The following is a 22151-nucleotide window of genomic DNA, read 5'->3' on the forward strand; positions in this document are numbered from 1 at the left end:
GACGACCGGCGGCGCCGAGGAGATGCCGTCAACCCTCGGGCGGAGCCTGATGAGAACCCGCAACTGGTCGATTCGCTCGAAGATCATCACGATGGTCACGGTGCCGCTCACGGCGCTGCTCGTGGTCTGGCTTTTCGCGACGGCGCTGACCGCGAGCCCGGTGCTCACCCTGCTCTCCGCGCGCACGCTGGCCACCGATGTCGCCAACCCGGGCGAGGTGGTCATCACCGAGCTCCAGCGCGAGCGCCGGCTCTCGGTGCAGTACCTGTCCGACACCAGCGCCTCGGTCGCCATGCTGACCCCGCAGCGCGCCGCGACCGACCGCGCCGTCGCGGACTTCCGCTCGGCGGCCCGCGGCGGCGATGCCTGGCGCTCGGCCGGCGACAGCCTGCGCGGCCGGATCGACCAGTTCTCCACCGAGATCGCGCTGCTGCAGGCCCAGCGCGGGCACATCGACAACCGCGAGCTCGACCCGATCGGCGCCCAGAATCTCTACAGCACCATGGTGGCGGCCGGCTTCGACATGTTCGCGGCCACCGCGACCTTCCCGGACGACGAGATCGACCGGCAGATCCGGGCGCTGGCCACCGTCGGCCGCGGCCAGGAGTACCTGAGCCGGGTCGACTCGCTGCTGGCCGGCGCCACGGTGGCGGGCCAGTTCTCCGACCCGCTGCGCTCGGCCCTGGTGCAGGACGTGGGTACGGCCCGGTTCCTGCTCGCCCAGGGCGTCGACGACCTGCCCGAGTCGAGCCGGGCGGCCTTCCAGAGGCTGAGCAGCGACACGCCGTACGAGCAGCTCGACGGCATGATGGACCGGCTGGTCACGCAGAGCCGGGCGGGCGCGATCTCGCCCGTCGGCGCGGACAGCTGGCACGGCGCCTATGCCCAGACCACCGGGCAGCTGCGCGACTTCGAGGACGCCGCGATCAAGGACCTGGCCGACCGCGGCTCGTCGCTGGCGATCACGATCCTGCTGCGGCTGGCCCTGGCCGGCGTGCTCGGCCTCATCGCGGTCGCGGTGTCGGTCACCGTGTCGATCAAGGTCGGCCGGTCGATGGTCGGCCGGCTGCGCCGCCTGCGCGGCGAGGCCCTGGAGATGGCGACCGAGCGTCTGCCCAACGTGGTGCGCCGGCTTCAGCGCGGCGAGACCGTCGACGTCAACGTCGAGACCCCGCCGCTGGAGTACGGCGGCGACGAGATCGGCCAGGTCGGTCAGGCGTTCAACGACGTACAGCGCACCGCCGTGCGGTCCGCGGTCGAGGAGGCCAACGTCCGGCGCGGCCTCAACGAGGTGTTCCTCAACATCGCCCGCCGCAGCCAGACCCTGCTGCACCGCCAGCTCGCCCTGCTCGACCGCATGGAGCGCCGCGAGACCGAGCCGCAGGAGCTCGAGGACCTGTACCGGGTGGACCACCTCGCCACCCGGATGCGGCGCCACGCCGAGGACCTGGTGATCCTGGCCGGCGCCGCGCCCGGTCGCGGGTGGCGCAACCCGGTCCCGATCATCGACGTGGTCCGCGGCGCGATCAGCGAGGTCGAGGACTACAAGCGCATCGACATCCGCTCGATCGAGGGGTCGGCCGTGCTCGGCCGGGCCGTCGGCGACGTCATCCACCTGCTGGCCGAGCTGCTCGAGAACGCGACGTCCTACTCGCCGCCGCACACCCGGGTCCAGGTCTCCGGCCAGGTGCTGCCCAACGGCTACGCGATCGAGATCGAGGACCGCGGCCTCGGCATGACCCACGAGGCGATCGACGAGGCCAACCGCAAGCTGGTCGAGCCGCCCGACTTCGACCCCGCCGACAGCGCCCGTCTCGGCCTGTTCGTGGTGGCGCAACTGGCCAACCGGCACGGCATCAGAGTCTCACTGCGACCTTCCCCGTACGCGGGGGTGACCGCGATCGTGCTCGTGCCGGGCGACCTGGTGGCCGGCCGCCCCGATCAGGCCGCCCTGCCCTCGGGTGCGCCCATCGACAAGCCATGGGAGCGGCCGCTGGTCGGCTCCGGCACCGACGACCGCCGCTCGCTCGCGGCGCTGCAGTGGCAGGGGACCGAGCAGCTGCGCGAGGTCACCGTGGCCGGTCGCCCGGTCACCCTCAACGGCGCGCTCGCCGCCCTGCCGCAGGTCGCGGAGCCCCCGGTGCGGGAACCTTCGGTGGGTGAGCCCTCGGCCGGTGAGCCCTTGGTGGGTGAGCCTTCGGTCGGCCGGCCCGCGGGCGGCGCTCAGGACCGGCCGGCGTGGGAGCCCTCGATCGGCGCGCAGGACCCGTCGGTGCGTGGGCGTGAAGTGCCCGCGCGGGAGCAGCCGGCGATCGGCGGCCCGGTCCCGTCCTCGGTGGCCGACGGCCTCAGCGTGGACGGCCTGGTGCAGCGCCGCCGCGTACGCCGCCCGATCGACCTCGCGACCGCCCTGCCCGCCGCCCCGGAGAAGGCCACGCCGTCGATCGACCTGCCGCCCGAGGCTCTGGCGCCGGCGAGGGAGTCGCCGCTCGAGAGGGCGGCGCCCCTGGAGAGGGCGGCGCCCCTGGAGAGGGCGGCGCCGGCGAAGCAGGTCGGTGAGACCACCCAGGACGGTCTCCCCAAGCGGGTCCGGCAGGCCAGCCTGGCGCCGCAGCTGCGGCGGCCGGCCGGCTCGATGCCCGACGAGCCGACCGTTCCGCTGCGCTCGCCCGAGCAGGTGCGCAGCATCATGAGCGCCCTTCAGCAGGGCACCACCCGCGGACGCATCGACGCGTCTCGCTTGCCGGGGGAGGGCGGGTCCGGCATGATTCCCCGGCCACGTGTCCCCGCATCATCTGAAGATCGGCGGAAGACGGAGGAAACGGGCAACGGGGGATCACCCGGAGGCGCGTCGTTCGCCGATGCGGCTACCGTCAGTTTCCCGGCGATCGTGAACGCCGCGCTGGCTCAGGCGAGCGAGGCGAAGGGAAACGGCGACGGCGACCAGCACGACCACGGGAGCCGGCACGACAACGCGGGCGACGACCGCGGGCAAGACCATGTGACCAGGCCGGAAGAGGACGCATAGTGATCCAGACGACCAACCAGAGCGCGAACCTCACGTGGCTTCTCGACGATCTAGTCGAGCGGGTGCCGACCGCGCAGCAGGCGGTGGTGCTGTCGGCCGACGGGCTGATGATGGGCGCCTCGGCCGGGCTCAAGCGGGAGGACGCGGAGCACCTGTCGGCGATGGCGGCCGGTTTCCAGAGCCTGGCCAAGGGTGCGAGCCGCCACTTCCGGGCCGGGCCGGTACGGCAGACGGTCGTCGAGATGGAGTCGGCCTTCCTCTTCGTCACGGCGGCGGGGCAGGGCGCCTGCCTGGCGGTGCTCGCCTCCAGCGACGCCGATCTCGGCCTCATCGCGTACGAGATGGCGATGCTCGTCACCCGGGTCGGCCAGAACATGAGCGCGCCCGAACGCACGCCGGTGACGCCCTCCGATGCCGGCTGACCCGCCCCGCGTAGCGCACGATTGGCTCGACCGCGACGCGGGCCCGGTGGTCCGTCCCTATGCGATGACCCAGGGCCGGGTCGCACCCGCCGGCGGCGACATCGACATGATGGCGTTCGTCGTGGCGGCCCACGCGGAGACGTTCGTCGATGGCCCGTTGCAGCCGGAGCATCACGCGATCGTCGCCGCGGCGTGGGAGCCGATCCCCGTGGTGGAGCTCGCCTCCACGCTTGACCTGTCGGTCGGTGTCGTCCGGGTTTTGCTCGGTGATCTACGCTCGGCTGGTCTCATCTCGATGTACGAACCCCCGGCGGCGACGAAGCCGCACGACGTCGACGTACTCAAGGCGGTTGTCAATGGACTCCGTGCGCTCTGACCGCAACGGCGCGTCGTCGCGCATCCCGGTGGCGCTCAAGATCCTGATCGCGGGCGGTTTCGGCGCCGGCAAGACCACGATGGTCGGGTCGGTCAGCGAGATCCGTCCCCTGCAGACCGAGGAGATCCTCACCGGGGTCGAGGGCGCGGATGACGTCAACGGCGTGGAGAGCAAGACCACCACGACCGTGACGATGGACTTCGGGCGCATCACCATCACCGAGGACCTGCAGCTCTACCTCTTCGGCACCCCCGGGCAGGACCGCTTCTGGTTTCTCTGGGACGAGCTGTCGCAGGGCGCGCTCGGCGCCGTGGTGCTGGCCGACACCCGCCGCCTGGCCGACTGCTTCCCGTCGATCGACTACTTCGAGCAGCGCGGCACCCCGTTCGTGGTCGCCGTGAACTGCTTCGACGCCGAGCAGCGCTTCGCGCCGGACGCGGTCGGCCGGGCGCTCGACCTCGACCCCGGTGTGCCGGTGGTGCTCTTCGACGCCCGCGAGCCGATGGCGGCCCGCAACGTGCTCATCGAGCTGGTGGAATACGTGGCGCGCCGGCAGCTGACCGCGGCGGGGTCGCGCTGATCCGGATATGCCGGCTAGGTCAGCGCCTGTTGCTGGTCGGAGCCGTCGTGCAGCAGGGCGACGATCACGCCGTGCACGGTCGCGGCCACGGCCACGCCGATCAGGATGGCGTCGCCCGCGTCCTCGGTGGGGGTCGAATAGTCGGCGTCGAGCGGTGACGGGTCGATGACCCAGCCGAGCAGGAAGCCGACCAGCACGGCGGCGGCGTATCCGGCCGCGATCGCGTAGTACCGGGGCTTGCGGCGGCGGACCGCCACGTACAGGAAAAACCCCCAGGAGCCGAGCAGGCAGGTGGCGGCCGGAAGGAGCAGGGCGAAGAGCACCTCCAGCACCATGGCCCGCCGGCGTGGCGACGGCACCGGCGCGGGAATCGGCGGGCCGGGCGCGGGAATCGGCGGGCCGGGCGCGGGAATCGGCGGGCCGGGCGCGGGCCGCGGTGGCTCGGCGCGCAGGATCCGCTGGTGTGCCTGCCGTAGGCGCTCACCGGGCTCGGTGCCGAGTTCGTCCCGCAGGTACTCGCGGGCATCGCGGAAGACGGCCAGCGCCTCGGCCGACCGGCCGGCCTGGTGCAGGGCCATCATGAGCTGGGCGCGCAGGCCCTCGCGCAGCGGGAACTCGCCGGTCAGCCGGGTCAGCTCGCCGATCAGGTCGCCGGCCCGGCCCTGCGCGATCTCCAGGTCGGCCCACGTCTCCCAGGCCGCGGCGCGCTGCTCGGCGAGTCCGGCCCGGACGGCCTCGAAGACCGGGCCGGTCAGCCCGGCCAAGGCCGCCCCGTGCCAGAGGCCGAGGCCGTCCCGCAGTGTCTGCGCGGCCGTCACCAGCTGACCGGCGGCCCGCTCGGCGGCGGCCCGGCGGACGGCGGCCTCGAACTCGTCGCGGTCGAAGGCCGCGCCGGCGGTCCGCAGCACGTACCCGCCGCCGGTCAGCTCGATCAGCTCGCGCCCGATCGCCTTGCGCAACCCCGCCACGTATTTCTGCACCACGTTGGCGCCGTTCCCGGGCGGATCCTCGCCCCACACCGCGTCCACGATCTGGTACGTCGGGACCGGGTGGCCCGCATGCAGCATCAGCACCGCGAGTACAGCACGTTGCTTGGCCGGGCCGAGCGGCAGCTCCTCGCCGTCCCGCCGCACCCGAACCTCGCCGAGCATCTCGAATCGCTGCACCACACGCCCCCGACCGGCACCGATAAGCGGCAGCATAGTCAGCCCCCGCTCGGCAGCATGCGCCGTGCGGTCCGCACCACGGCCGGCGTCAGCGTCAGCCGGTGGCGGGCGGTCACCAGATCGGCGGCGCCGGCCCGGTCCCGGGTCACCGTGCCGGCGACGCGCGGGTATCGGTCGGCCACGCCCAGGGCGGTGGTCATCGAGGTCAGGGGCACCGCGATGGCGGGCTCGTCGGTGCCCATCGCGGTCAGCAGCGCCGCCGCGTGGGCGGTGCCGACCTCCGCCAGCTCCGTGCGGATCCTCCCCGGATGGGCGGCCGTCGACGCGTACGGGAAGGAGATGAGCAGCCCGTCGGAGCGCCAGAGATGGAACCGCCGTGCCGAGCGGCTGCCGTGCAGCCGCCAGCGCACGCCGCCCTCGACGCCGCCGAGCCAGAACGGCCAACGGATCCGGTGGTAGTTCTCGACCGCCCCGGCCCAGGCCCACCCGCAGCCCAGTTCCTCGAGGCAGCGGACGTGGCAGGGACCGGGCGGGACCCCGCTGCCGGCCGCGATCATCCACGGCAGGGCCGTCCAGTCGTGCCCGGCCAGGCCCAGCACCAGCCGGTCGCAGAGCGTGCACCGGCTTCCAGCGTCGTGGATCACGATGTTCCGATCGCCGAGGGAGGCCGGGTTACCGGGGAAGGCCGGCCGCGCGGACCCCCGTCGGTTCCGCGCGGCCGCAAGGGCGGACGCTCAGCCGAGCAGCTGGTAGACGATCGGCGTCGCCTTCTGCTGCTCGCCGGCGGCCGGCACCGTCGGCGTCGGGGTCCGGCCGTAGCCGCTGTAGCGCACGGCGTACGTCCGCGCCTTGGTCCGGCCCGCCGCCGGAATCTTGACGGTGAGCGTGCTGAGGTGCCCGTCGCCGCCGACGACCGCCTCGAACGGCACCTTCCTGGCCTTGTCGCCGAGCGCCTCGAGCGCCTTGCCGTCGAGGATCTCGGCCTGGGTGGATCGGGTGAGGTCGGTGGTGCCGGCGAAGTGGCCGGCGCCGGTCGGCCGGATCCCGGTGCCGTTCTCGATCACGTCGGCGGCGTAGCCGGGATCGGTCGACCCGTCGTAGCCGACGATGTCCTTGCCGTCGCCGCTCATCTTGGCCTTGTCGACCAGCAGCCACTTCTTCGGGATCTTGGGCAGCCCGGGGGTGCCGGCGGGCTTGACGGCGAGCTTGATCCAGCTCTTCCCGCCGATCGCGCGGATGTCCATGGTCAGCGTGATGTTCGGCTCGCCGCTCTCGGTGAGCCGCAACTCGATGGCCTTCTTCGGCGCGTCGAGCACGCCGGAGAACGGTGAGTCGCCGCCCCGCACGTCGAACGCGTAGGCCCCGACGGTCTCGTCGGGCACCGAGTCGAGCAGCGCCTGGCGGGGGTCGGCCGCGGCGCTCGACGGCCCGGCCGCGGGATCGGCGACGGCGCCATCGCCGCGGACGGCGCCGCAACCGGTGACGGTGAGAGCCAGGACAGTGGCGATCCCGGCGAGCTGTGCGTTGCGTGTGGTCATCATCTTCGTCTTTCTCCGGTGGGGTTCCGATGCGGATCGAATCCTGCGCACCGGTGCCGCCGAACCGCTGCCGCCGTGCTGCGGCCGGCTGCCGTTCCGCTGCCGTCCCGCCGCCGTCCGGCGTTGGCCCTCTCCCGGTGACCGGGCAACCCGGATGTGATGGGATCGGGGCATGGCTGCGAACGCTGAGTACGTCTACGTCGGTGGCTACACGGGCGACAAGGGCGGTGAGGCGGAGGGCATCGCCCTGCTGCGCCGCGACACCACCTCGGGCGTGCTGACCCGCCTCGGCGTGGCCGCCCGCACCCCGTCGCCCTCGTTCCTCGCCCAGCACCCCACGCTGCCGATCCTGTACGCGGTCAACGAGCTCGAGTCGGCCGGCACGATCAGCGCGTTCACGGTGGCCGAGGACGGCGAGCTCACGCCGCTGTCGGTGCAGCCCACCGGCGGCTCCGACCCGGCGCACCTCTCGGTCACCCCGGACGGCCGGTTCCTGCTGGTGGCCAACTACACCAGCGGCTCGGTGGCGGTGCACCCGCTCGACCCCGAGGGTGCGCCGGGGGAGCGCTCGGACCTGCTCGATCTAGAGGGATCCGGCCCCGACCCCGAGCGCCAGCGGGGCCCGCACGCGCACATGGTGGTCACCGACCGCGGCCGGGTGCTCGTCGCCGACCTCGGCGCGGACCGGGTGTGGTGCTGCCGGCTCGATCCGGTGAGTGGCCGGCTGAGCATGCTGCCGCCCGCGGTCGAGGCCAAGCCCGGCACCGGTCCGCGCCACCTGCTCTGCGCCCCGGACGGCACCCTGCTGCTGGTCGGCGAGCTGGCCGGAAACCTCACCTGGTACCGCCCGGCCGCCGACGGCTCGCTCGAGCCGGCCGGCGAGGCGCCGTCGAGCACGGCGGAGGGCGTCAACTACCCGTCCGAGATCACCACGGGCCGTGACGGCCGTTTCGTCTACGTCGCGAACCGCGGGCCGAACACGGTCTCGGCCATCGCGTGGGACGGTGACCGGGCCGAACTGATCGCCGAGGTGCCTACCGGCGGTGACTGGCCACGCCACATGATCTTGCTCGGGGATCACCTCTACGTAGCCAATCAGCTGTCACACAGTGTCACGACCTTCCGGATCGATCCGGACACCGGCATCCCTACGGCGCAGGGTGAGCCGACCGCCGAAGCCAGCCCCACATGCCTGCTGCGCTGGACATCGATGGCGGTCAGATGATGCGCGAGATGGGGCGATTGCCCACCGGTCCGGAAAATCGCTCTAAACCCGGCAGGGGCCCGCACTGATCGAGATGGCGGCAGTACGCTGCGTGATTTTGTCGGCCAGATGACCTAATCCGAGTAACTTTCCGCCAAACGTATATGGCGCTCAGCTTCTGTGGTGCGCACTATAGAGCGCGTGTCAGGCCGCCATCGTCGAAACTTTAATTTCCGAGGAGCGGGCGTCGTTGGGGCAGCGATGGCGATCATCGTCGTCATTGCCGGGTCGTACCTGGGCTACCAACAACTGTCCGACTCCGGTTGCACCGGCTCCGTCCGGTTGACCGTCGCCGCCGCGACGGAGATCGCGCCTGCCGTCGATCAGACGGCGCAGCGCTGGATCCAGGACGGCGCCAACGTCAACGGGACCTGCGTCGCCGTCACCGTGAACGCGGTGAACCCCGCGACCATGGCCGCGGCGGTCGCGAGCGAGCACAAGGTCAGCTTGACCGGGCTCGGCGCCGCTCCCGAGTCGGTGAAGGTGCCCGACGTCTGGATCGCCGACTCGTCGACCTGGCTGCTGCGCCTCAAGCAGGAGGCGCCCGGCTTCGTGCCGACCGACGGCAAGCCGGTCGCGCAGAGCCCGGTCGTGGTCGCCATGCCGCAGAAGGTCGCCGAGGGCATCGGCTGGCCCAACAAGAAGCTCGGCTGGAAGGACCTGCTCGCCCAGCTGACCACCAGCACCCGGCTGCGTACCGGTCTGGTCGACCCGACCCGCGACGCCACCGGTCTCTCCGGGCTGCTCGCGCTCGGTCAGGCGGCGGGCGCCGGCGCCAAGGCCCAGCAGGTCAAGGTGGGTGCGATCAAGGCGCTGGCGCAGAGCGCGTCCGCGCTGCGCGACGACCTGTTGCAGAAGTTCCCGCACTCGGCCGATCCGAACGACATCGCGACCAGCCTCAGTGCCGCGCCGCTGTCCGAGCAGGCCGTGGTCGCGTACAACGCCGAGCAGCCGCCGGTCAAGCTGGCGGCGCTCTACCTCGACCCGAGCCCGCTGCCGCTCGACTACCCGTACGCGATCATGCCGGAGGTCGACCTGCAGAAGTCGGCCGCCGCGCAGGGCCTGCGCCAGCAGCTCGCCTCGGCTTCGTTCAAGAACTCGCTGGCCGCCGCGGGCCTGCGGGCCCCGGACGGCTCGGTCGGCGCCGGCTTCGCCGCCCCGCTCGGCGCGCCGGAGGCGTCGCCCTCGATCAGCAGCAGCGCCGGCGCCGAGGGCAAGTCGTCCGGCGGTTCGGCCGCGGCCGGCCTCGAAGCCAGCGCGCTCAGCCAGGTGCTGGGCAGCTGGGCCGCCATCACGCTGCCGGGCCGGGTGCTCGCCGTCTTCGACGTCTCGGGCTCGATGCAGACGCCGGTGCCCACGGCCGGCGGCGCCGACCGGGCCACGGTCACCCGGGGCGCGGCCAAGGGCGGTCTCGACCTGTTCGACGACAAGTGGGCCGTCGGCGTGTGGCTGTTCTCCACCGAGTTGGACGGCAAGAAGCCGTACAAGGAGATCGTGCCGATCAGCCCGCTCTCGTCGGCCCGCAGCGACCTCGAGAAGTCGATCAGCAAGATCGTGCCGAAGAGCGGCGGTCAGACCGGTCTCTACGACACGCTGCTCGCCGCCTACCAGCGTGTCCAGAATTCGTGGGAGCCGGGCAAGATCAACTCGGTGATCCTCTTCACCGACGGCGAGAACAAGAACCCGGACGGCATCAGCCAGCAGACCCTGGTCAACCGGCTCAAGCAGCTCAACGACCCGAAGCGGCCGGTCCGCGTGGTGATCGTCGGTATCGGCACCGAGGTCAACCAGAAGGAGCTCGAGACGATCGTGAAGCCGACGAGCGCGGGCGGCGTGTTCATCGCCGAGGACCCGGCGAAGATCGGTGAGATCTTCCTCGAGGCGATCGCATCGCGCTCCGGGGCGAATTAAACCGGAATGTCGTACGAGGCCACGGCCGCCACCGATCGCGGTGGCGGCCGTTGCTGCCTCCGGGAATGCCTGCAGGGTAGTGTCTGCTGCACCATGGCCGTTGACGAAGGGCCGGACCCGATGCACGCCGCGGCGATCGACGACGCCGCGCAAGCCCTGCTGTTCGCCTGGGACCAGGCGCGCGAGCAGGTCACCCCGCGTCTGTCCTGGCCTCAGCTCAACGCCCTGCTCGCCGTCGAGCGGGCCGAGGGCGTCAACCTCGGTGGCCTCGCCGCCGAGCTCAACATGCTGCTCTCGTCGGCGAGCCGGTTGTGCGACCGCCTGGTCGCCTCGGGCATGGTCGAGCGCGTCCCCGGCCGAGCCGACCGGCGCGAGATCGCCCTCTACCTGACCCCGTCGTCCCGGAGCCTGCTCGCCGAGCTGCGCCGCATCCGCCGGCTGTCCCTGTCGGCCACGCTGGAGAAGATGTCCGCCTCCGGCCGGGCCGCCCTGCTGCGAGGCCTCACCGAGTACGCGGCCGCCGTCGAGGACGACCAGGCCGCCACCGCCCCGGCCCGCACGGCCTGACCAGCGGGTCAGCGGCCGAGCCAGGCGGCCGGGTCGTCGCGTACGGCCTGGATCACCGCGTCGGCCGCGCCCCGCATCGCGGCGTCGGCGCCCAGCGTGGCGGCGCGCAGGGAGACCGGCGCGAGGCCGGCCGTGAGCACCCGCCGGGCCAGCTCGGCCTCGATGCCCGCCTGCAGGCGCGGCAGCTCGGGAGCGTAGGCGCCGCCCAGCACGATGGTGCCGATGTCGAGCAGGTTGACCACCGCCGACAGCGCGATGCCGAGCGCCGAGGCGGCCAGCGGCGCGTCGGCGGCCATCGCCTCCTGGCCCGCGTACTGCTCGAGGCAGCCGTTCGCCCCGCAGCGGCACGGGCGGCCGTCGGGGAACACGGTCACGTGGCCGATCTCGCCGCTCCAGCCGCGTACGCCGCGGAACAGCTCGCCGTCGAGCACGATGCCGGCGCCGATGCCGACCTCGCCCGAGACGTAGAGGAAGGTCCGGCCGTCGGGGGCGGCCCGCAGCTCGCCGAGGGCGGCCAGGTTGGCCTCGTTGTCGACCACCAGCGGCAGCCCGGCCAGCCCGGGCAGCAACGGGGGCACCTCGACGTCCTGCCAGCCCAGGTTGGGCGCCACCCGGACCAGCCCGTCGGCGGCGACCAGGCCCGGCACCGCGAGCGCGGCGCCGGCCACCGTCAGCCCGTCGGCCTCGGCCGCCGACCGGGCCCGGGTCGCCAGCGCGTCGAGGGCCTCGAGGGCGGCGGTGGGTGAGAGCGGCCGCTGGTCGCCGTGCTCGACGAACCGGTGCCGCACCTCGCCGGTGAGCGACACCACGCAGGCGGCCAGGTAGTCGACGTTGATCTCCAGCCCGAGACCGGCCGGGCCCTCGGGGTTGAGCGCCAGCCCGGCGGCGGGACGGCCGGCGCCGGTGCGCGGAGCGGGGTCGTGCTCGGTCAGCAGGCGGCCCGCGATCAGGTCGTCGACCAGGGCCGAGACGGTGGCGCGGGTCAGGCCGGTGGCGGCCGCGATTGCCGCCCGGGATGGCCGGTTTGAGCTGTTTGCCGCTGTCTGCAACACGAGCGCGAGATTGTGGGCTCGCACGCTCGATTGCCGGACGGGAGCCCGGGAAGCACTGAGAAGACGGCCGCTCACGGCCTTGACAATGCCACACCGCGGCCAAATAATTCAACCAATAAACAAATCAGATCTGTTACGTGGAGGTAACCGTGCCGGTCCAGCCCACCCGCGAAGACAAGTTCACCTTCGGTCTCTGGACCGTTGGCTGGCAGGCCCGCGACGCGTTCGGTGACGCGACCCGCCCCGAGCTCGACCCGATCGAGGCCGTCCACAAGCTCGCCGAGCTCGGTGCCTACGGCCTCACGTTCCACGACGACGACCTCGTCCCGTTCGGCTCGGACGCGGCGACCCGCGACAGCATCATCACCTCGTTCAAGAAGGCGCTGGAGGAGACGGGCCTGGTGGTGCCGATGGTGACCACCAACACGTTCACCCACCCGGTGTTCAAGGACGGCGCGTTCACCAGCAACGACCGTTCGGTCCGCCGCTACGCCCTCCGCAAGATCCTGCGCCAGGTCGACCTCGCCGCCGAGCTCGGCGCCAAGACCTTCGTGCTCTGGGGCGGCCGCGAGGGCGCCGAGTACGACGTGGCCAAGGACATCTACGCCGCCCTCGACCGCTACCGCGAGGGCCTGAACCTGGTCGCGCAGTACTCCGAGGACAAGGGCTACGGCCTGCGCTTCGCCATCGAGCCGAAGCCGAACGAGCCCCGCGGCGACATCCTGCTGCCCACGCTCGGCCACGCCATCGCCTTCACCCAGGAGCTCGAGCGCCCCGAGCTGTTCGGCATCAACCCCGAGGTCGGGCACGAGCAGATGTCCAATCTCAACTTCTTCGCCGGCATCGCCCAGGCGCTCTGGCACAAGAAGCTGTTCCACATCGACCTGAACGGCCAGCACAGCGTCAAGTTCGACCAGGACCTGGTCTTCGGCCACGGTGACCTGCTCAACGCGTTCGCGCTGGTCGACCTGCTGGAGAACGGCCCGATCGGCGGCGGACCGAAGTACGACGGCCCGCGTCACTTCGACTACAAGCCTTCGCGTACCGAGGACTTCGAAGGGGTTTGGGAGTCGGCGAAGGCCAACATGCGGATGTACCTGCTGCTCAAGGAGCGCGCGCAGGAGTTCCGGGCCGACCCGGTGGTGCAGGAGGCGCTGCGCGAGAGCAAGGTGCTCGACCTCGAGACCCCGACCCTGAACCCGGGCGAGACCTACCAGGACCTGCTCAACGACAAGAGCGCCTGGGAGGAGTTCGACGTCGACGCCGTGGGCGCCCAGGGCTACGGTTTCGTCAAGCTCCACCAGCTCGCGATCGACCACGTCCTCCGCGCCAACTGAGGGAAGACATGACTCTGGTAGCCGGGATCGACAGCTCCACCCAGTCGTGCAAGGTGGTCATCCGCGACGCGGAGACCGGCAAGCTGGTCCGTCAGGGCCGGGCGGCGCATCCGGACGGCACCGAGGTGCATCCGGACGCGTGGTGGGCCGCGCTGCAAGAGGCGATCGACCAGGCCGGCGGCCTGGACGACGTGGCCGCGGCCTCGGTCGCGGGCCAGCAGCACGGCATGGTGGTGCTGGACGAGAACGGCCAGGTGGTCCGCCCGGCGCTGCTGTGGAACGACACCCGCAGCGCCGGGGCGGCCGCCGACCTCATCGAGGACCTCGGCGGCGGCGAGAAGGGCCGGCAAGCGTGGGCCGACGCCGTCGGCATCGTCCCGGTGGCCAGCTTCACCCTGACCAAGCTGCGCTGGCTGGCCCGCAACGAGCCGGAGAACGCGGCCCGGGTCGCCGCGGTCTGCCTGCCGCACGACTGGCTGACCTGGAAGCTGTCCGGGTCGACCGACATCGCGACGATCAAAACGGACCGGAGCGACGCCAGCGGCACGCTCTACTGGTCGGCCAAGACCAACGGTTACCGCCCGGACTTGCTCGAGCTCGGCTTCGGACGCGTCATCGGAACCCCCGGCGTGCTCGGCCCGACCGGCGTCGCGGGTCACCTGCCGCACGGCGCGCCGCTCGGCCCGGGCGCCGGCGACAACGCGGCGGCCGCCTTCGGCACCGGCGCCGGCCCGGGCGACGTGGTCGTCTCGATCGGCACCTCGGGCACCGTCTTCGTCAGCTCCGACGTCCCGCCCGACGACCCGAGCGGCACGGTGGCCGGCTTCGCCGACGTCACCGGCCGGTTCCTGCCGATCGTGGTGACGCTCAACGCGGCCCGGGTGCTCGACGCCGCGGCCAAGCTGCTCAGCGTCGACCACGACGAGCTCTCCCGGCTGGCGCTGCAGGCGCCGGCCGGCGCCGACGGGCTGGTTCTGGTGCCCTATCTCGAGGGCGAGCGCACGCCGAACCGGCCGGACGCGACCGGCGCGATCCACGGCCTCACGCTCAAGACCTCCGACCCGGCGCATCTGGCCCGGGCCGCGGTCGAGGGCATGCTCTGCGCACTGGCCGACGGCCTCGACGCGCTGGTGCGGCACGGCGCCACCGCCAACCGGATCGTGCTGGTCGGCGGGGGCGCGCGCAGCGAGGCGGTCCGCCGCATCGCGCCCGAGCTGTTCGGCCTGCCGGTTCTCGTCCCGCCGCCGGGGGAGTACGTGGCCGACGGCGCCGCCCGCCAGGCCGCGTGGGTGGCCCAGGGCGGGGACGAGCCGCCGGTCTGGTCGGCCGAGACCCCGGAGACGTACGACGCGACCGCCGCCCCGATCATCCGCGAGCAGTACCAGGCCGCTCAGAACGCGGTGATCGACCGTCCCCGCTAACCTTCCTCGGGTGAGCAAGGGCGGCACCGCGCACCGCGTCTACAGCGTCGTGGTCTTCGTGATCCTGGCGTCGCTGGACAACGTGGCGATCGGCCTGGTGCCGCCCCTCTACGGCAGCATCGGCGATACCTTCGGGGTCGGCGAGGCCCGGATCGCGCTGGCGACCACGATGATGTTCCTGATCAGCGCGGTGGCGGCGATCGGTTTCGCGTACGCCGGGGATCGCACCGACCGCAAGCCGGTGCTCATCCTCGGCACCACGATCTGGGTCGCCGGCACCGCCTGGTCCGGGCTCTCCGGCGGCTACCCGTCGTTCCTGATCGCCCAGGTGGTGGCCGCGTTCGGTCTCGGCGCCGTCGCGTCGGTCAGCTTCGCCGTGGTCAGCGACCTGATCTCGCCCCGGCGCCGCGGCCTCGTGATGAGCTTCTGGGGCCTCTCCCAGGGCGTCGGCACGCTCGCCGGCACGCTGCTGGGCGGGCTGCTCGGCCATGCCGACTGGCGGGAGCCGTTCCTGGTCGCGTCGGCCGCCGGCGTGGTCGCGACGGTGGCCTACCTGTTCACCTACAACGTGCCCCGCGGCGAGAGCCAGCCCGAGCTGACCGGCGTCCAGTACGACGAGCGCATCCACGTCGGCGACCTGCCGGTGATCCTGGGCCGGCGCACCAACATCTGGCTGATCTTCCAGGGCTTCACGGCCCAGATCGCGCTCGGCTCGCTGGTGTGGCTGCCGATCCTGTTCCGGTCGCGGGCCGAGGACCAGGGGTATTCGTCGAGCACGGCGGTCCTGGTCGGCAGCGTCTTCGCCACGCTCTTCCAGCTCGGCGGCGCGCTGAGCATCCTGGGCGGGCTGGTCGGCGACCGGCTGCAGCGGCGGACGCCCCGGGGCCGGGCACTGGTCGCGTCGGTGGGGGTGCTGGCGGCCGTACCCTTCTATCTGGTCCTGTTCTTCGTTCCGATGACCATCGACGTGCCCGAGGGCGCGGGCGCCGGCGCCGTGATCCGGGCCGTCCTCGCCGACGTCTTCACCGAGCCGACCGTCGGCCTCTGCCTGGCCATCGCCGTCTTCGCGCTGATGCTCACCTCGGCCAACTCGCCGAACTGGTTCGCGCTGATCGCCGACGTCAACCCGCCCGAGCACCGCGGCACCGTCTACAGCCTCGGCAACCTGGTCAACGGCTTCGGCCGGGCCGGCGGCAACGCGATGGTGGCGGTGGCGTTCCGGGGGCTGGCCGGCGCGTTCCCGCCGCCGCTGAACTACGCCGCCGGGCTGGCCGCGTTCCAGTTCTTCTGGGTGCCGACCGGCGTCATGTTCTGGCTGGCCAGCAGGACGGTGGCGAAGGACATGCAGAACACGCACAACGCCCTGCTGGCCGCGGCCGGTGACTCAGATCGAAGCCCAGACGGTGACGTCGGTGGGGACCCGCCCGTCGGCGTCGAGGGGCTCGCTCGTTAGCAGCACGGTCGCGCCCTCGGGCAGCGAGACCGGCGCCGCGCCGAAGTTGGTCAGCACCAGCACGTCGCCGTTGCGGAACGCCAGCACGTCGGCTCCGTCGTCACCGGCGCCCGGTCCTCCGGACGGCGCGGAGAACCCGGAGTCGCCCGGAAGCTGCCACGCGATCGAGCCCGAGCCGAGCGCGTGCTCCTTGCGGGCCGCCAGCGCCGCCCGGTAGAGCTCCCAGGTCGAGCCGGGCACGCCCTGCTGGCGGTCGAGCGCGTACTCGGCCCAGATCGCCGGCTGCGGCAGCCAGCTCGCGTCGGACGGGCCGAAGCCGTACGAGGGCGCGTCCGCCTCCCACGGGATCGGCACCCGGCAGCCGTCGCGGCCGACCACGGTGTGCCCCGACCGGGCCCGGGCCGGGTCCTGCCGGTGCTCGTGCGGCATCGTCGTGTGCTCCGGCAGCCCGAGCTCCTCGCCCTGGTAGAGGTAGGCCGAGCCGGGCAGCGCCAGCATCTGCAGGGTGGCCGCCCGGGCCCGGCGCAGGCCGAGCGCGGTGTCCGGCTGAGGGTCCTCCGGCCCGATCCCGTGCAGCCGGCCGTGACCGGGCGGCAGGCCGAGCCGGCTGGCGTGCCGTACCACGTCGTGGTTCGACAGCACCCAGGTCGTGGTCGCCCCGACCTCGTCGTTCGCCTGGAGCGTGGTGTTGATCGTGTCGCGCAGCGCGTCCGCGCGCCAGGGCGCCTCCAGGTAGAGGAAGTTGAACGCCTGGTGCATCTCGTCCGGCCGCACGTAGCGGGCGAGCCGCTCGGCCGGCTGCACCCACGCCTCGGCGACCAGGATGCGGCCGCCCGGGTACGTGTCGAGCAGCTCCCGCCATTCCCGGTAGATCTCGTGCACGCCGTCCTGGTCCCACATCGGCGGCGGCGGGCCGACCGGCTCGAGGCCGCCGAGGACGGCGGTCGGGTAGTCGTACTCGGCCAGCGTCTCCTCCTTGACCAGCCCGTGTGCGACGTCGACCCGGAAGCCGTCCACGCCCCGGTCGAGCCAGAACCGCAGGATGGCCAGGAACTCCTCGCGCACCTCCCGGTTGCCCCAGTCGAGGTCGGGCTGGCTGACGTCGAACAGGTGCAGGTACCACTGGCCGTCCGGCACCCGCTCCCACGCGCTGCCGCCGAACATGCTGGTCCACGAGTTGGGCGGGAGGGCGCCGTCCGGCCCGCGGCCCTCGCGGAAGATGTAGCGGTCGCGCTCGGGGCTCCCCGGCGCCGCCGCCAGCGCCTGGCGGAACCACTCGTGCGCGCTCGAGGTGTGGTTGGGCACGAGATCGACGATGACCTTCAGCCCCAGGTTGTGCGCCTCGGCGATGAGCTTGTCGGCGTCGCCGAGGTCGCCGAAGAGCGGATCCACCGCCCGGTAGTCGGCCACGTCGTAGCCGGCGTCGTTCTGCGGTGAGGGGTAGAAGGGCGATAGCCACACGGCGTCGATGCCGAGGTCCTTGAGGCGGGGCAGGCGCCCGGTGATGCCGGGCAGATCGCCCATCCCGTCGCCGTCGCTGTCCGCGAACGAGCGGGGATAGACCTGGTAGATGACGGCGTCGCGCCACCAGCGGTTGTGCATGCCGCCCAGGCTAGCCGTCGAGGATTGCCGCGAATCTCTCCTCCGCCAGGTCGAGCTGGTCGAGGATGTGGTCCTTGGCCTCCAGCGACAGCGGCGTGTCCGGCCGCCCGACCAGCTCACGCAGCTTGGGCACGAGAGGCCGGTACTTGGTGGCCGACGAGTACGCCTTGTCCGGGGTGGTGTGCACGACGCCCACCCCGTTGTCGGTGAAGTCGGACACCTTGATCACCCGAGCCCACGGGTCCCGGTCGAGGCTGGCCGCCACGTGCTCGCGATATTGCTCGTGGCGGTCGCGCTCGGGGTCGTACTGCGGGTTGGTGACCGAGCGGACCAGCTCGGCCACCCGCGGGTTGAAGCGGCGGGCCAGCTCGGCGATCGCGGCCTCGGTCAGCTCGCCGTGCGTGCCCTCGGCCAGCATGCCGAGCTCGGCCGGGTGGTCCTCGACGGCGTCGTGCAGCAGGGCCGCGGTCAGCACGTCGACGTCGTGGACCCCGTAGTACTTGATGATGCGGATCGCGACCCGCAGCAGGTGGTTGAGGTACGGCTCGCGGACCCGGCGGTCGCCGGCGTGCAGCTTGGCGGCCAGTTCGAGCGCCGCCACGAGCTGGTCCCGCTCGTCGGGCGGGAACGACTCGACCTCCAGGAGGAACCGCTCGCGCAGCCCCTCCACGCCATAGACCTCGGTGATCGCATGCAACGGCATCGACAGCAGCATCCGTGGCGCCATGCCGACACTTTAATGGTCAGTTCCCGGTGGTGGACCGGATCGGGACCGGACGGGGTGACGGGCGACGCGAGCCCGCCGCGGCGGTCGTGTCGAACGATGCCTGCTTGAGTGACCAGGCATTACCGCTTTCGGCGTGCACGCCCCGCTTCGGGTTGCCGGCGCCGTCGGTGAACTCCTCCTCGGTCATCGCCTGCAGCGCGCTCAGCGCCACCCCGACGATCGTGGCCGCGGTGATCAGCGTGATCGGGACGATCATCGTGAGCGGCCGGACGCCGTGCACCTGCATGATCGCGGACGGATCGAGGTGGACCGACATGGCGGCCATCCCGGTGTAGTGCATGCCGCACACGGCGATCGCCATGATCCCGGCGGCCACGCTGACCCGGGGCCAGCCGCGCACCGAGATGGCGAACCACAGCGCAACGGTGGCGGCGACGCAGGCGATGACCACCGAGGCCGCCACCAGCGACAGGTTGTAGGTCATGTGCCCGGCGACGTGCATGCCCTCCATGCCGGTGTAGTGCATGACGAGCACGCCGGAGCCGGTCAGCGTGCCGGCGCCGATCACCTTGGGCAGGCTGCGCTTGCCGTGGCCGACGATGACCAGGCCGAGTCCGACCGCGACCACGGCGGCGATCATGCTGAGCAGGGTCATCGGCAGGTCGTAGCGGACCGGGCTGGCCGGCACGTCGAAGCCGAGCATGGCGGCGAAGTGCATGAGCCAGATGGCGCCGCCGCCGATGGCGAACGCCGCGATGCCGAGCCATCGGTTGCGCCGGCCCCGGGTGCGGGCGTCGCGGGCGCGGGCGGTGCAGAGGAGCCCGAAGAACGAGCCCAGGAATGCCAGCAGGTAGGCGGCGAGGGGGTTGAAGACCCCGTACGTGAAGTGATGGACCTCGGTCACTGCGAACCTCGCGATGGATCGACGGATGTTCGCAGGTGATTTACGGCCAAATGGGCGGCCGTTCATCGCACGCCGTGTGCGGTCCCATCACAAAGAGGAACCGGAACCGCCGATACGGCGGTCCCGGTTCGCGACTCGGTTTCGAGGGAGGAGGGATCAGGTGAAGATGCTGACGCCACCCGGGCCTACCAGCAGGCCAACGATGATCAGCACGATGCCCCAGAGGAGCTGCCGCCGGAACAGCGCGAGGATGCCGGCGACCACCAGGATGACTGCGAGGATCCAGAGGAGAACGTCCATGCGGTCGAGTTACCCGGACGCCTCGAAAAGAAAACCCACCTATGTGGCGACCAATTCGAGATCGACTTCATCGGACAGAAGCTGGTAGACGTTGTACGCCTGCTTGATCACCGGGTGGGCCACGTTGCGCACCGGGACGCCGCCCGGCGTACGGCCGCGCTCCGACCCGTGGTGTGCGTGCCCGTGCAGGGCGAGCGCCGTCGGTGCCGCGTCGATCGCCCGGCCGAGCTGGTAGCAGCCGAGGAAGGGGTAGATCTCCAGCGGCTCGCCGAGCAGCGTGTCCGGCACCGGGGCGTAGTGGGTCAGCGCGACCAGCGCGTCGACTTGGATCGAGAGCAGGGCGTCCTGGAGGCGCTGGGCGATCACCTCGGTGGTGCCGACGAAGTCCTTCATCTCGCGCTCGCCGAAGTTGCTGGCGCAGGCCCCGGCGAACCCGCCGCCGAAGCCCTTCACGCCGGCGATGCCGAGGCGGTGCCCGTGCAGCTCGAGGACGGTCGTGTCGCCCTCGAGCACGGTGATGCCGGAGTCGGTCAGCACGTCGGTGACCCGGGCCTGCTGGTCGCTCTGGTGGTCGTGGTTGCCCAGCACGCACACCACCGGCACGCCCAGCCCGCCGAACTCGGTCGCGAAGCAGCGCGCCTCCTCGACGGTGCCGTGCCGGGTCAGATCGCCGGCGACGAGCAGCGCGTCGGCCCGCTCGGGCAGCTGCTCGAGGGCCGGCCGGAACCGGCCCAGCACGTCCTTGTCCACGTGCACGTCGCCCACGGCGGCGATCCTGATCATGAAATCTCCTCCACCTCGCTGGGTGCCTGTGTCCTCGTGATCCCGATGTCGCAGGTGATCTCCACGTCCGGGAAGCGCTCGTTGATCTGCCGGCAGATCTCGTCCCGCCGGTGCGCGCTCTCCACCTCGCCACCGAGCACGAGCAGGTGCTCGCGGCGCTGCACGGTGATGCCGAGCTCCGCGATCCGCCCGTCGGTGAGCAGACTCTGGATCTCGGCTTCCAGGTATTCGTCGAGTTGAGTGCTCATCTGTCTCCCCTACCCCCATCCGGCTCGTTCCCACCGGCGGGAACGACGTCCAACCGGTCGAGCAGGATCAGGAACGCTTCGGCGTACGGAGATCGGGACGTCTCCCGGCGTACGCGATCCCAGTCGATCTGCTCGCGCAGCGACCGTGCCACCGGGAAGCCGGTGGCGAAGTCGCAGTAGTGCTGGCTGTAGCTCAGCAGCTTGTGGATCATCAGCTGGGTCGCCGAGATCACCGGCATGTTGATCGCCTCGACCGAGATCATCTCGCTGTCGCGCAGCGTCTCGTCGGTGACCGGCGTCTCCACCGGCCGATGGATGAGGTCCACCATGCGGTCCTCGTCGTAGACCTTGACCAGCCAGTCCTCGGGCGGTTGCTCGGTGCGGAAGCCGACCGCCGCGAGCGCCTTCAGTGCCTGCTCGGCGTCCTGCTCGCGGATCAGGAAGTCGACATCGTGGTCGCTGGAATGACCGCCGTGCGCGTACACCGCGAAGCTCCCACCGAGCGCGAAGGGGATGTCGGCCGCCTTGAGGGTGGAGGCCACCCGCTTGAGCGTGCCGGCCAAGCCTTCGTCCACGTGGTGCGGCATGGGCGTTCTCCCTGTTCGACGTGTGCGGTTCGGGTCGTATTGCGGTACCCGAGCCGCTTCCCCTTGAACCTCACGCCAAAATCAACTGCTACACCCGATTTTGGTACGGAATGAGCACCGTTGCTCGGAAACACACTGGGCAACCCTGGTTACCGTTGGTAGGCATGACCCGCCAGCCACGCACCATCGCCCTGGTCGGCATCGACGGATCGGGCAAGACCACCCAGGCCCACCGCCTGGCCGACGACCTGGCCGCCGAAGGCCTGCGCGCCGCCTACCGCCGCAACGCCGGGGGCCGTCGCTGGTTCGGTCGCCTGGCCGCGGCCCTGGGCCGCGGCGACGACGCCGAGGACCTGCTCGGCCGCCGCGGCATGTTGTTCATCGAGTCCGTGCTGCGCTGGCTGGCCATCCTCCGCACCCTGCTGCGCCGGGCCTTCACCGGCGAGATCACGGTGATGGACCGCTACGCCGCCTGCCAGTACGCGAGCCTGCGCGCCCGGGCCGCGGGCCCGTCCGCCGAGCGCCGCGCCCGTCTCGCCTACCGCCTGTTCCCGCGCCCGGACGTGACCTTCCTGCTGGCCGTGGACCCGCTGATCGCCCACGACCGCATCGAGCGCCGCGGCTACGACCACGAGAGGGTCGAGTATCTGTCGGCCGCCGCGGCCGCCTACCGTTCGCTGCCCGAGTACGCCGATTTCGTGCTCATCGACGCCAACGGCACCCCGGCCGAGGTCGCCGCCGAGATCCGGGCCCGGCTGCCGCTCCCGGCGCCGGTGACCCCGGCCCGTTCCCGGGTCCGCGCGATGATCCTGGCCGGCGGCCCCCTGATCGCCGGCGCCACCGCCCTGGGCTACCAGCTGGCCGAGACGCTGTAGGCCGGCCGCC

22 protein-coding genes are annotated in these 22151 nt (G+C 71.9%); 11 read left to right on the forward strand and 11 right to left on the reverse strand.

Translation table 11 applies throughout. The features are described 5' to 3' along the window. Nucleotides 1–49 precede the first annotated feature (49 nt). Genes ACQP2F_RS06645 through ACQP2F_RS06660 form a run of 4 tightly spaced genes read left to right on the forward strand, consistent with a single transcriptional unit; the run spans nucleotide 50 to nucleotide 4406 of the window. Nucleotides 50–3028, forward strand: coding sequence for a nitrate- and nitrite sensing domain-containing protein (locus ACQP2F_RS06645; RefSeq protein ID WP_433301632.1), 2979 nt, complete (start codon nucleotides 50–52; stop codon nucleotides 3026–3028). Beyond that, nucleotides 3025–3450, forward strand: coding sequence for a roadblock/LC7 domain-containing protein (locus tag ACQP2F_RS06650; protein WP_433307369.1), 426 nt, complete (start codon nucleotides 3025–3027; stop codon nucleotides 3448–3450). Before ACQP2F_RS06645 ends, ACQP2F_RS06650 begins: the two co-directional genes overlap by 4 nt. Beyond that, complete coding sequence (locus ACQP2F_RS06655; RefSeq protein WP_433301633.1) at nucleotides 3440–3826, forward strand: DUF742 domain-containing protein; 387 nt, start codon at nucleotides 3440–3442, stop codon at nucleotides 3824–3826. The genes ACQP2F_RS06650 and ACQP2F_RS06655 overlap by 11 nt, the downstream gene beginning before the upstream one ends. Beyond that, nucleotides 3807–4406: a GTP-binding protein gene (locus ACQP2F_RS06660; protein WP_433301635.1), complete on the forward strand. Its 600-nt coding sequence runs from the start codon at nucleotides 3807–3809 to the stop codon at nucleotides 4404–4406. The genes ACQP2F_RS06655 and ACQP2F_RS06660 overlap by 20 nt, the downstream gene beginning before the upstream one ends. A gap of 14 nt (nucleotides 4407–4420) precedes the next feature. On the opposite strand, the gene ACQP2F_RS06665 is transcribed toward ACQP2F_RS06660, so the two are convergent. The 3 genes from ACQP2F_RS06665 to ACQP2F_RS06675 form a co-directional block, all read right to left on the reverse strand. Next, nucleotides 4421–5572: an AfsR/SARP family transcriptional regulator gene (locus ACQP2F_RS06665; RefSeq protein ID WP_433301637.1), complete on the reverse strand. Its 1152-nt coding sequence runs from the start codon at nucleotides 5570–5572 to the stop codon at nucleotides 4421–4423. 38 nt (nucleotides 5573–5610) lie between these two features. After that, entirely contained in the window at nucleotides 5611–6216 is a 606-nt protein-coding gene (locus ACQP2F_RS06670; protein WP_433301639.1) for a hypothetical protein, read from the reverse strand. A gap of 90 nt (nucleotides 6217–6306) precedes the next feature. Beyond that, entirely contained in the window at nucleotides 6307–7110 is an 804-nt protein-coding gene (locus ACQP2F_RS06675; RefSeq protein WP_433301641.1) for a hypothetical protein, read from the reverse strand. A 172-nt stretch (nucleotides 7111–7282) separates the two neighbouring features. Between ACQP2F_RS06675 and ACQP2F_RS06680 the strand changes: the two genes are divergently transcribed. The 3 genes from ACQP2F_RS06680 to ACQP2F_RS06690 all read left to right on the forward strand — a co-directional run bounded on the left by ACQP2F_RS06680 (nucleotide 7283) and on the right by ACQP2F_RS06690 (nucleotide 10852). Then, nucleotides 7283–8335, forward strand: a complete 1053-nt coding sequence (locus ACQP2F_RS06680) for a lactonase family protein (RefSeq protein ID WP_433301643.1) — start codon at nucleotides 7283–7285, stop codon at nucleotides 8333–8335. A 240-nt stretch (nucleotides 8336–8575) separates the two neighbouring features. Continuing rightward, on the forward strand, nucleotides 8576–10285 hold the full coding sequence (locus ACQP2F_RS06685; RefSeq protein WP_433301645.1) for a VWA domain-containing protein: 1710 nt from the start codon (nucleotides 8576–8578) through the stop codon (nucleotides 10283–10285). A gap of 93 nt (nucleotides 10286–10378) precedes the next feature. Further along, a complete protein-coding gene (locus tag ACQP2F_RS06690; RefSeq protein WP_433301647.1) occupies nucleotides 10379–10852 on the forward strand; it encodes a MarR family winged helix-turn-helix transcriptional regulator in 474 nt (157 codons plus the stop codon). 8 nt (nucleotides 10853–10860) lie between these two features. Here the strand turns inward: ACQP2F_RS06690 and ACQP2F_RS06695 are convergent, their stop codons facing one another. Continuing rightward, complete coding sequence (locus tag ACQP2F_RS06695; RefSeq protein ID WP_433301649.1) at nucleotides 10861–11904, reverse strand: ROK family protein; 1044 nt, start codon at nucleotides 11902–11904, stop codon at nucleotides 10861–10863. A 149-nt stretch (nucleotides 11905–12053) separates the two neighbouring features. Between ACQP2F_RS06695 and xylA the strand changes: the two genes are divergently transcribed. The 3 genes from xylA to ACQP2F_RS06710 are packed head-to-tail and all read left to right on the forward strand — an operon-like array spanning nucleotide 12054 to nucleotide 16115. Further along, nucleotides 12054–13241, forward strand: coding sequence for a xylose isomerase (gene xylA / locus ACQP2F_RS06700; RefSeq protein WP_433301651.1), 1188 nt, complete (start codon nucleotides 12054–12056; stop codon nucleotides 13239–13241). 8 nt (nucleotides 13242–13249) lie between these two features. Continuing rightward, nucleotides 13250–14662, forward strand: a complete 1413-nt coding sequence (gene xylB / locus ACQP2F_RS06705) for a xylulokinase (protein ID WP_433301653.1) — start codon at nucleotides 13250–13252, stop codon at nucleotides 14660–14662. Nucleotides 14663–14672: 10 nt separating this feature from the next. Further along, entirely contained in the window at nucleotides 14673–16115 is a 1443-nt protein-coding gene (locus ACQP2F_RS06710) for an MFS transporter (RefSeq protein ID WP_433301654.1), read from the forward strand. Here the strand turns inward: ACQP2F_RS06710 and ACQP2F_RS06715 are convergent. From ACQP2F_RS06715 to ACQP2F_RS06745, 7 genes are all read right to left on the reverse strand, one after another. Next, nucleotides 16047–17717, reverse strand: a complete 1671-nt coding sequence (locus tag ACQP2F_RS06715) for a glycoside hydrolase family 13 protein (RefSeq protein WP_433301656.1) — start codon at nucleotides 17715–17717, stop codon at nucleotides 16047–16049. The two genes, ACQP2F_RS06710 and ACQP2F_RS06715, sit on opposite strands and share 69 nt — an antisense overlap. Nucleotides 17718–17727: 10 nt before the next feature. Continuing rightward, nucleotides 17728–18444 (reverse strand): HD domain-containing protein, encoded by a 717-nt coding sequence (locus ACQP2F_RS06720; protein WP_433301657.1) that lies wholly within the window; start codon nucleotides 18442–18444, stop codon nucleotides 17728–17730. Between the two features lie 16 nt (nucleotides 18445–18460). After that, entirely contained in the window at nucleotides 18461–19348 is an 888-nt protein-coding gene (locus ACQP2F_RS06725; protein ID WP_433301659.1) for an MHYT domain-containing protein, read from the reverse strand. 156 nt (nucleotides 19349–19504) lie between these two features. Beyond that, the gene (locus ACQP2F_RS06730; RefSeq protein ID WP_179855124.1) at nucleotides 19505–19648 is read right to left on the reverse strand and encodes a GPGG-motif small membrane protein; all 144 of its coding nucleotides are present in this window, start codon (nucleotides 19646–19648) and stop codon (nucleotides 19505–19507) included. A 39-nt stretch (nucleotides 19649–19687) separates the two neighbouring features. Continuing rightward, nucleotides 19688–20431, reverse strand: coding sequence for a metallophosphoesterase family protein (locus ACQP2F_RS06735; protein WP_433301661.1), 744 nt, complete (start codon nucleotides 20429–20431; stop codon nucleotides 19688–19690). Continuing rightward, nucleotides 20428–20679, reverse strand: coding sequence for a hypothetical protein (locus tag ACQP2F_RS06740; RefSeq protein WP_433301663.1), 252 nt, complete (start codon nucleotides 20677–20679; stop codon nucleotides 20428–20430). The genes ACQP2F_RS06735 and ACQP2F_RS06740 overlap by 4 nt, the downstream gene beginning before the upstream one ends. Beyond that, nucleotides 20676–21266 (reverse strand): nucleotidyltransferase, encoded by a 591-nt coding sequence (locus tag ACQP2F_RS06745; protein WP_433301665.1) that lies wholly within the window; start codon nucleotides 21264–21266, stop codon nucleotides 20676–20678. The genes ACQP2F_RS06740 and ACQP2F_RS06745 overlap by 4 nt, the downstream gene beginning before the upstream one ends. A gap of 164 nt (nucleotides 21267–21430) precedes the next feature. Between ACQP2F_RS06745 and ACQP2F_RS06750 the strand changes: the two genes are divergently transcribed. After that, on the forward strand, nucleotides 21431–22141 hold the full coding sequence (locus ACQP2F_RS06750; RefSeq protein ID WP_433301667.1) for a dTMP kinase: 711 nt from the start codon (nucleotides 21431–21433) through the stop codon (nucleotides 22139–22141). Nucleotides 22142–22151: the final 10 nt, after the last annotated feature.

The sequence above is a fragment of the Actinoplanes sp. CA-030573 genome, from assembly GCF_050951115.1.
In the GTDB taxonomy this organism is placed as follows: Bacteria; Actinomycetota; Actinomycetes; order Mycobacteriales; family Micromonosporaceae; genus Actinoplanes.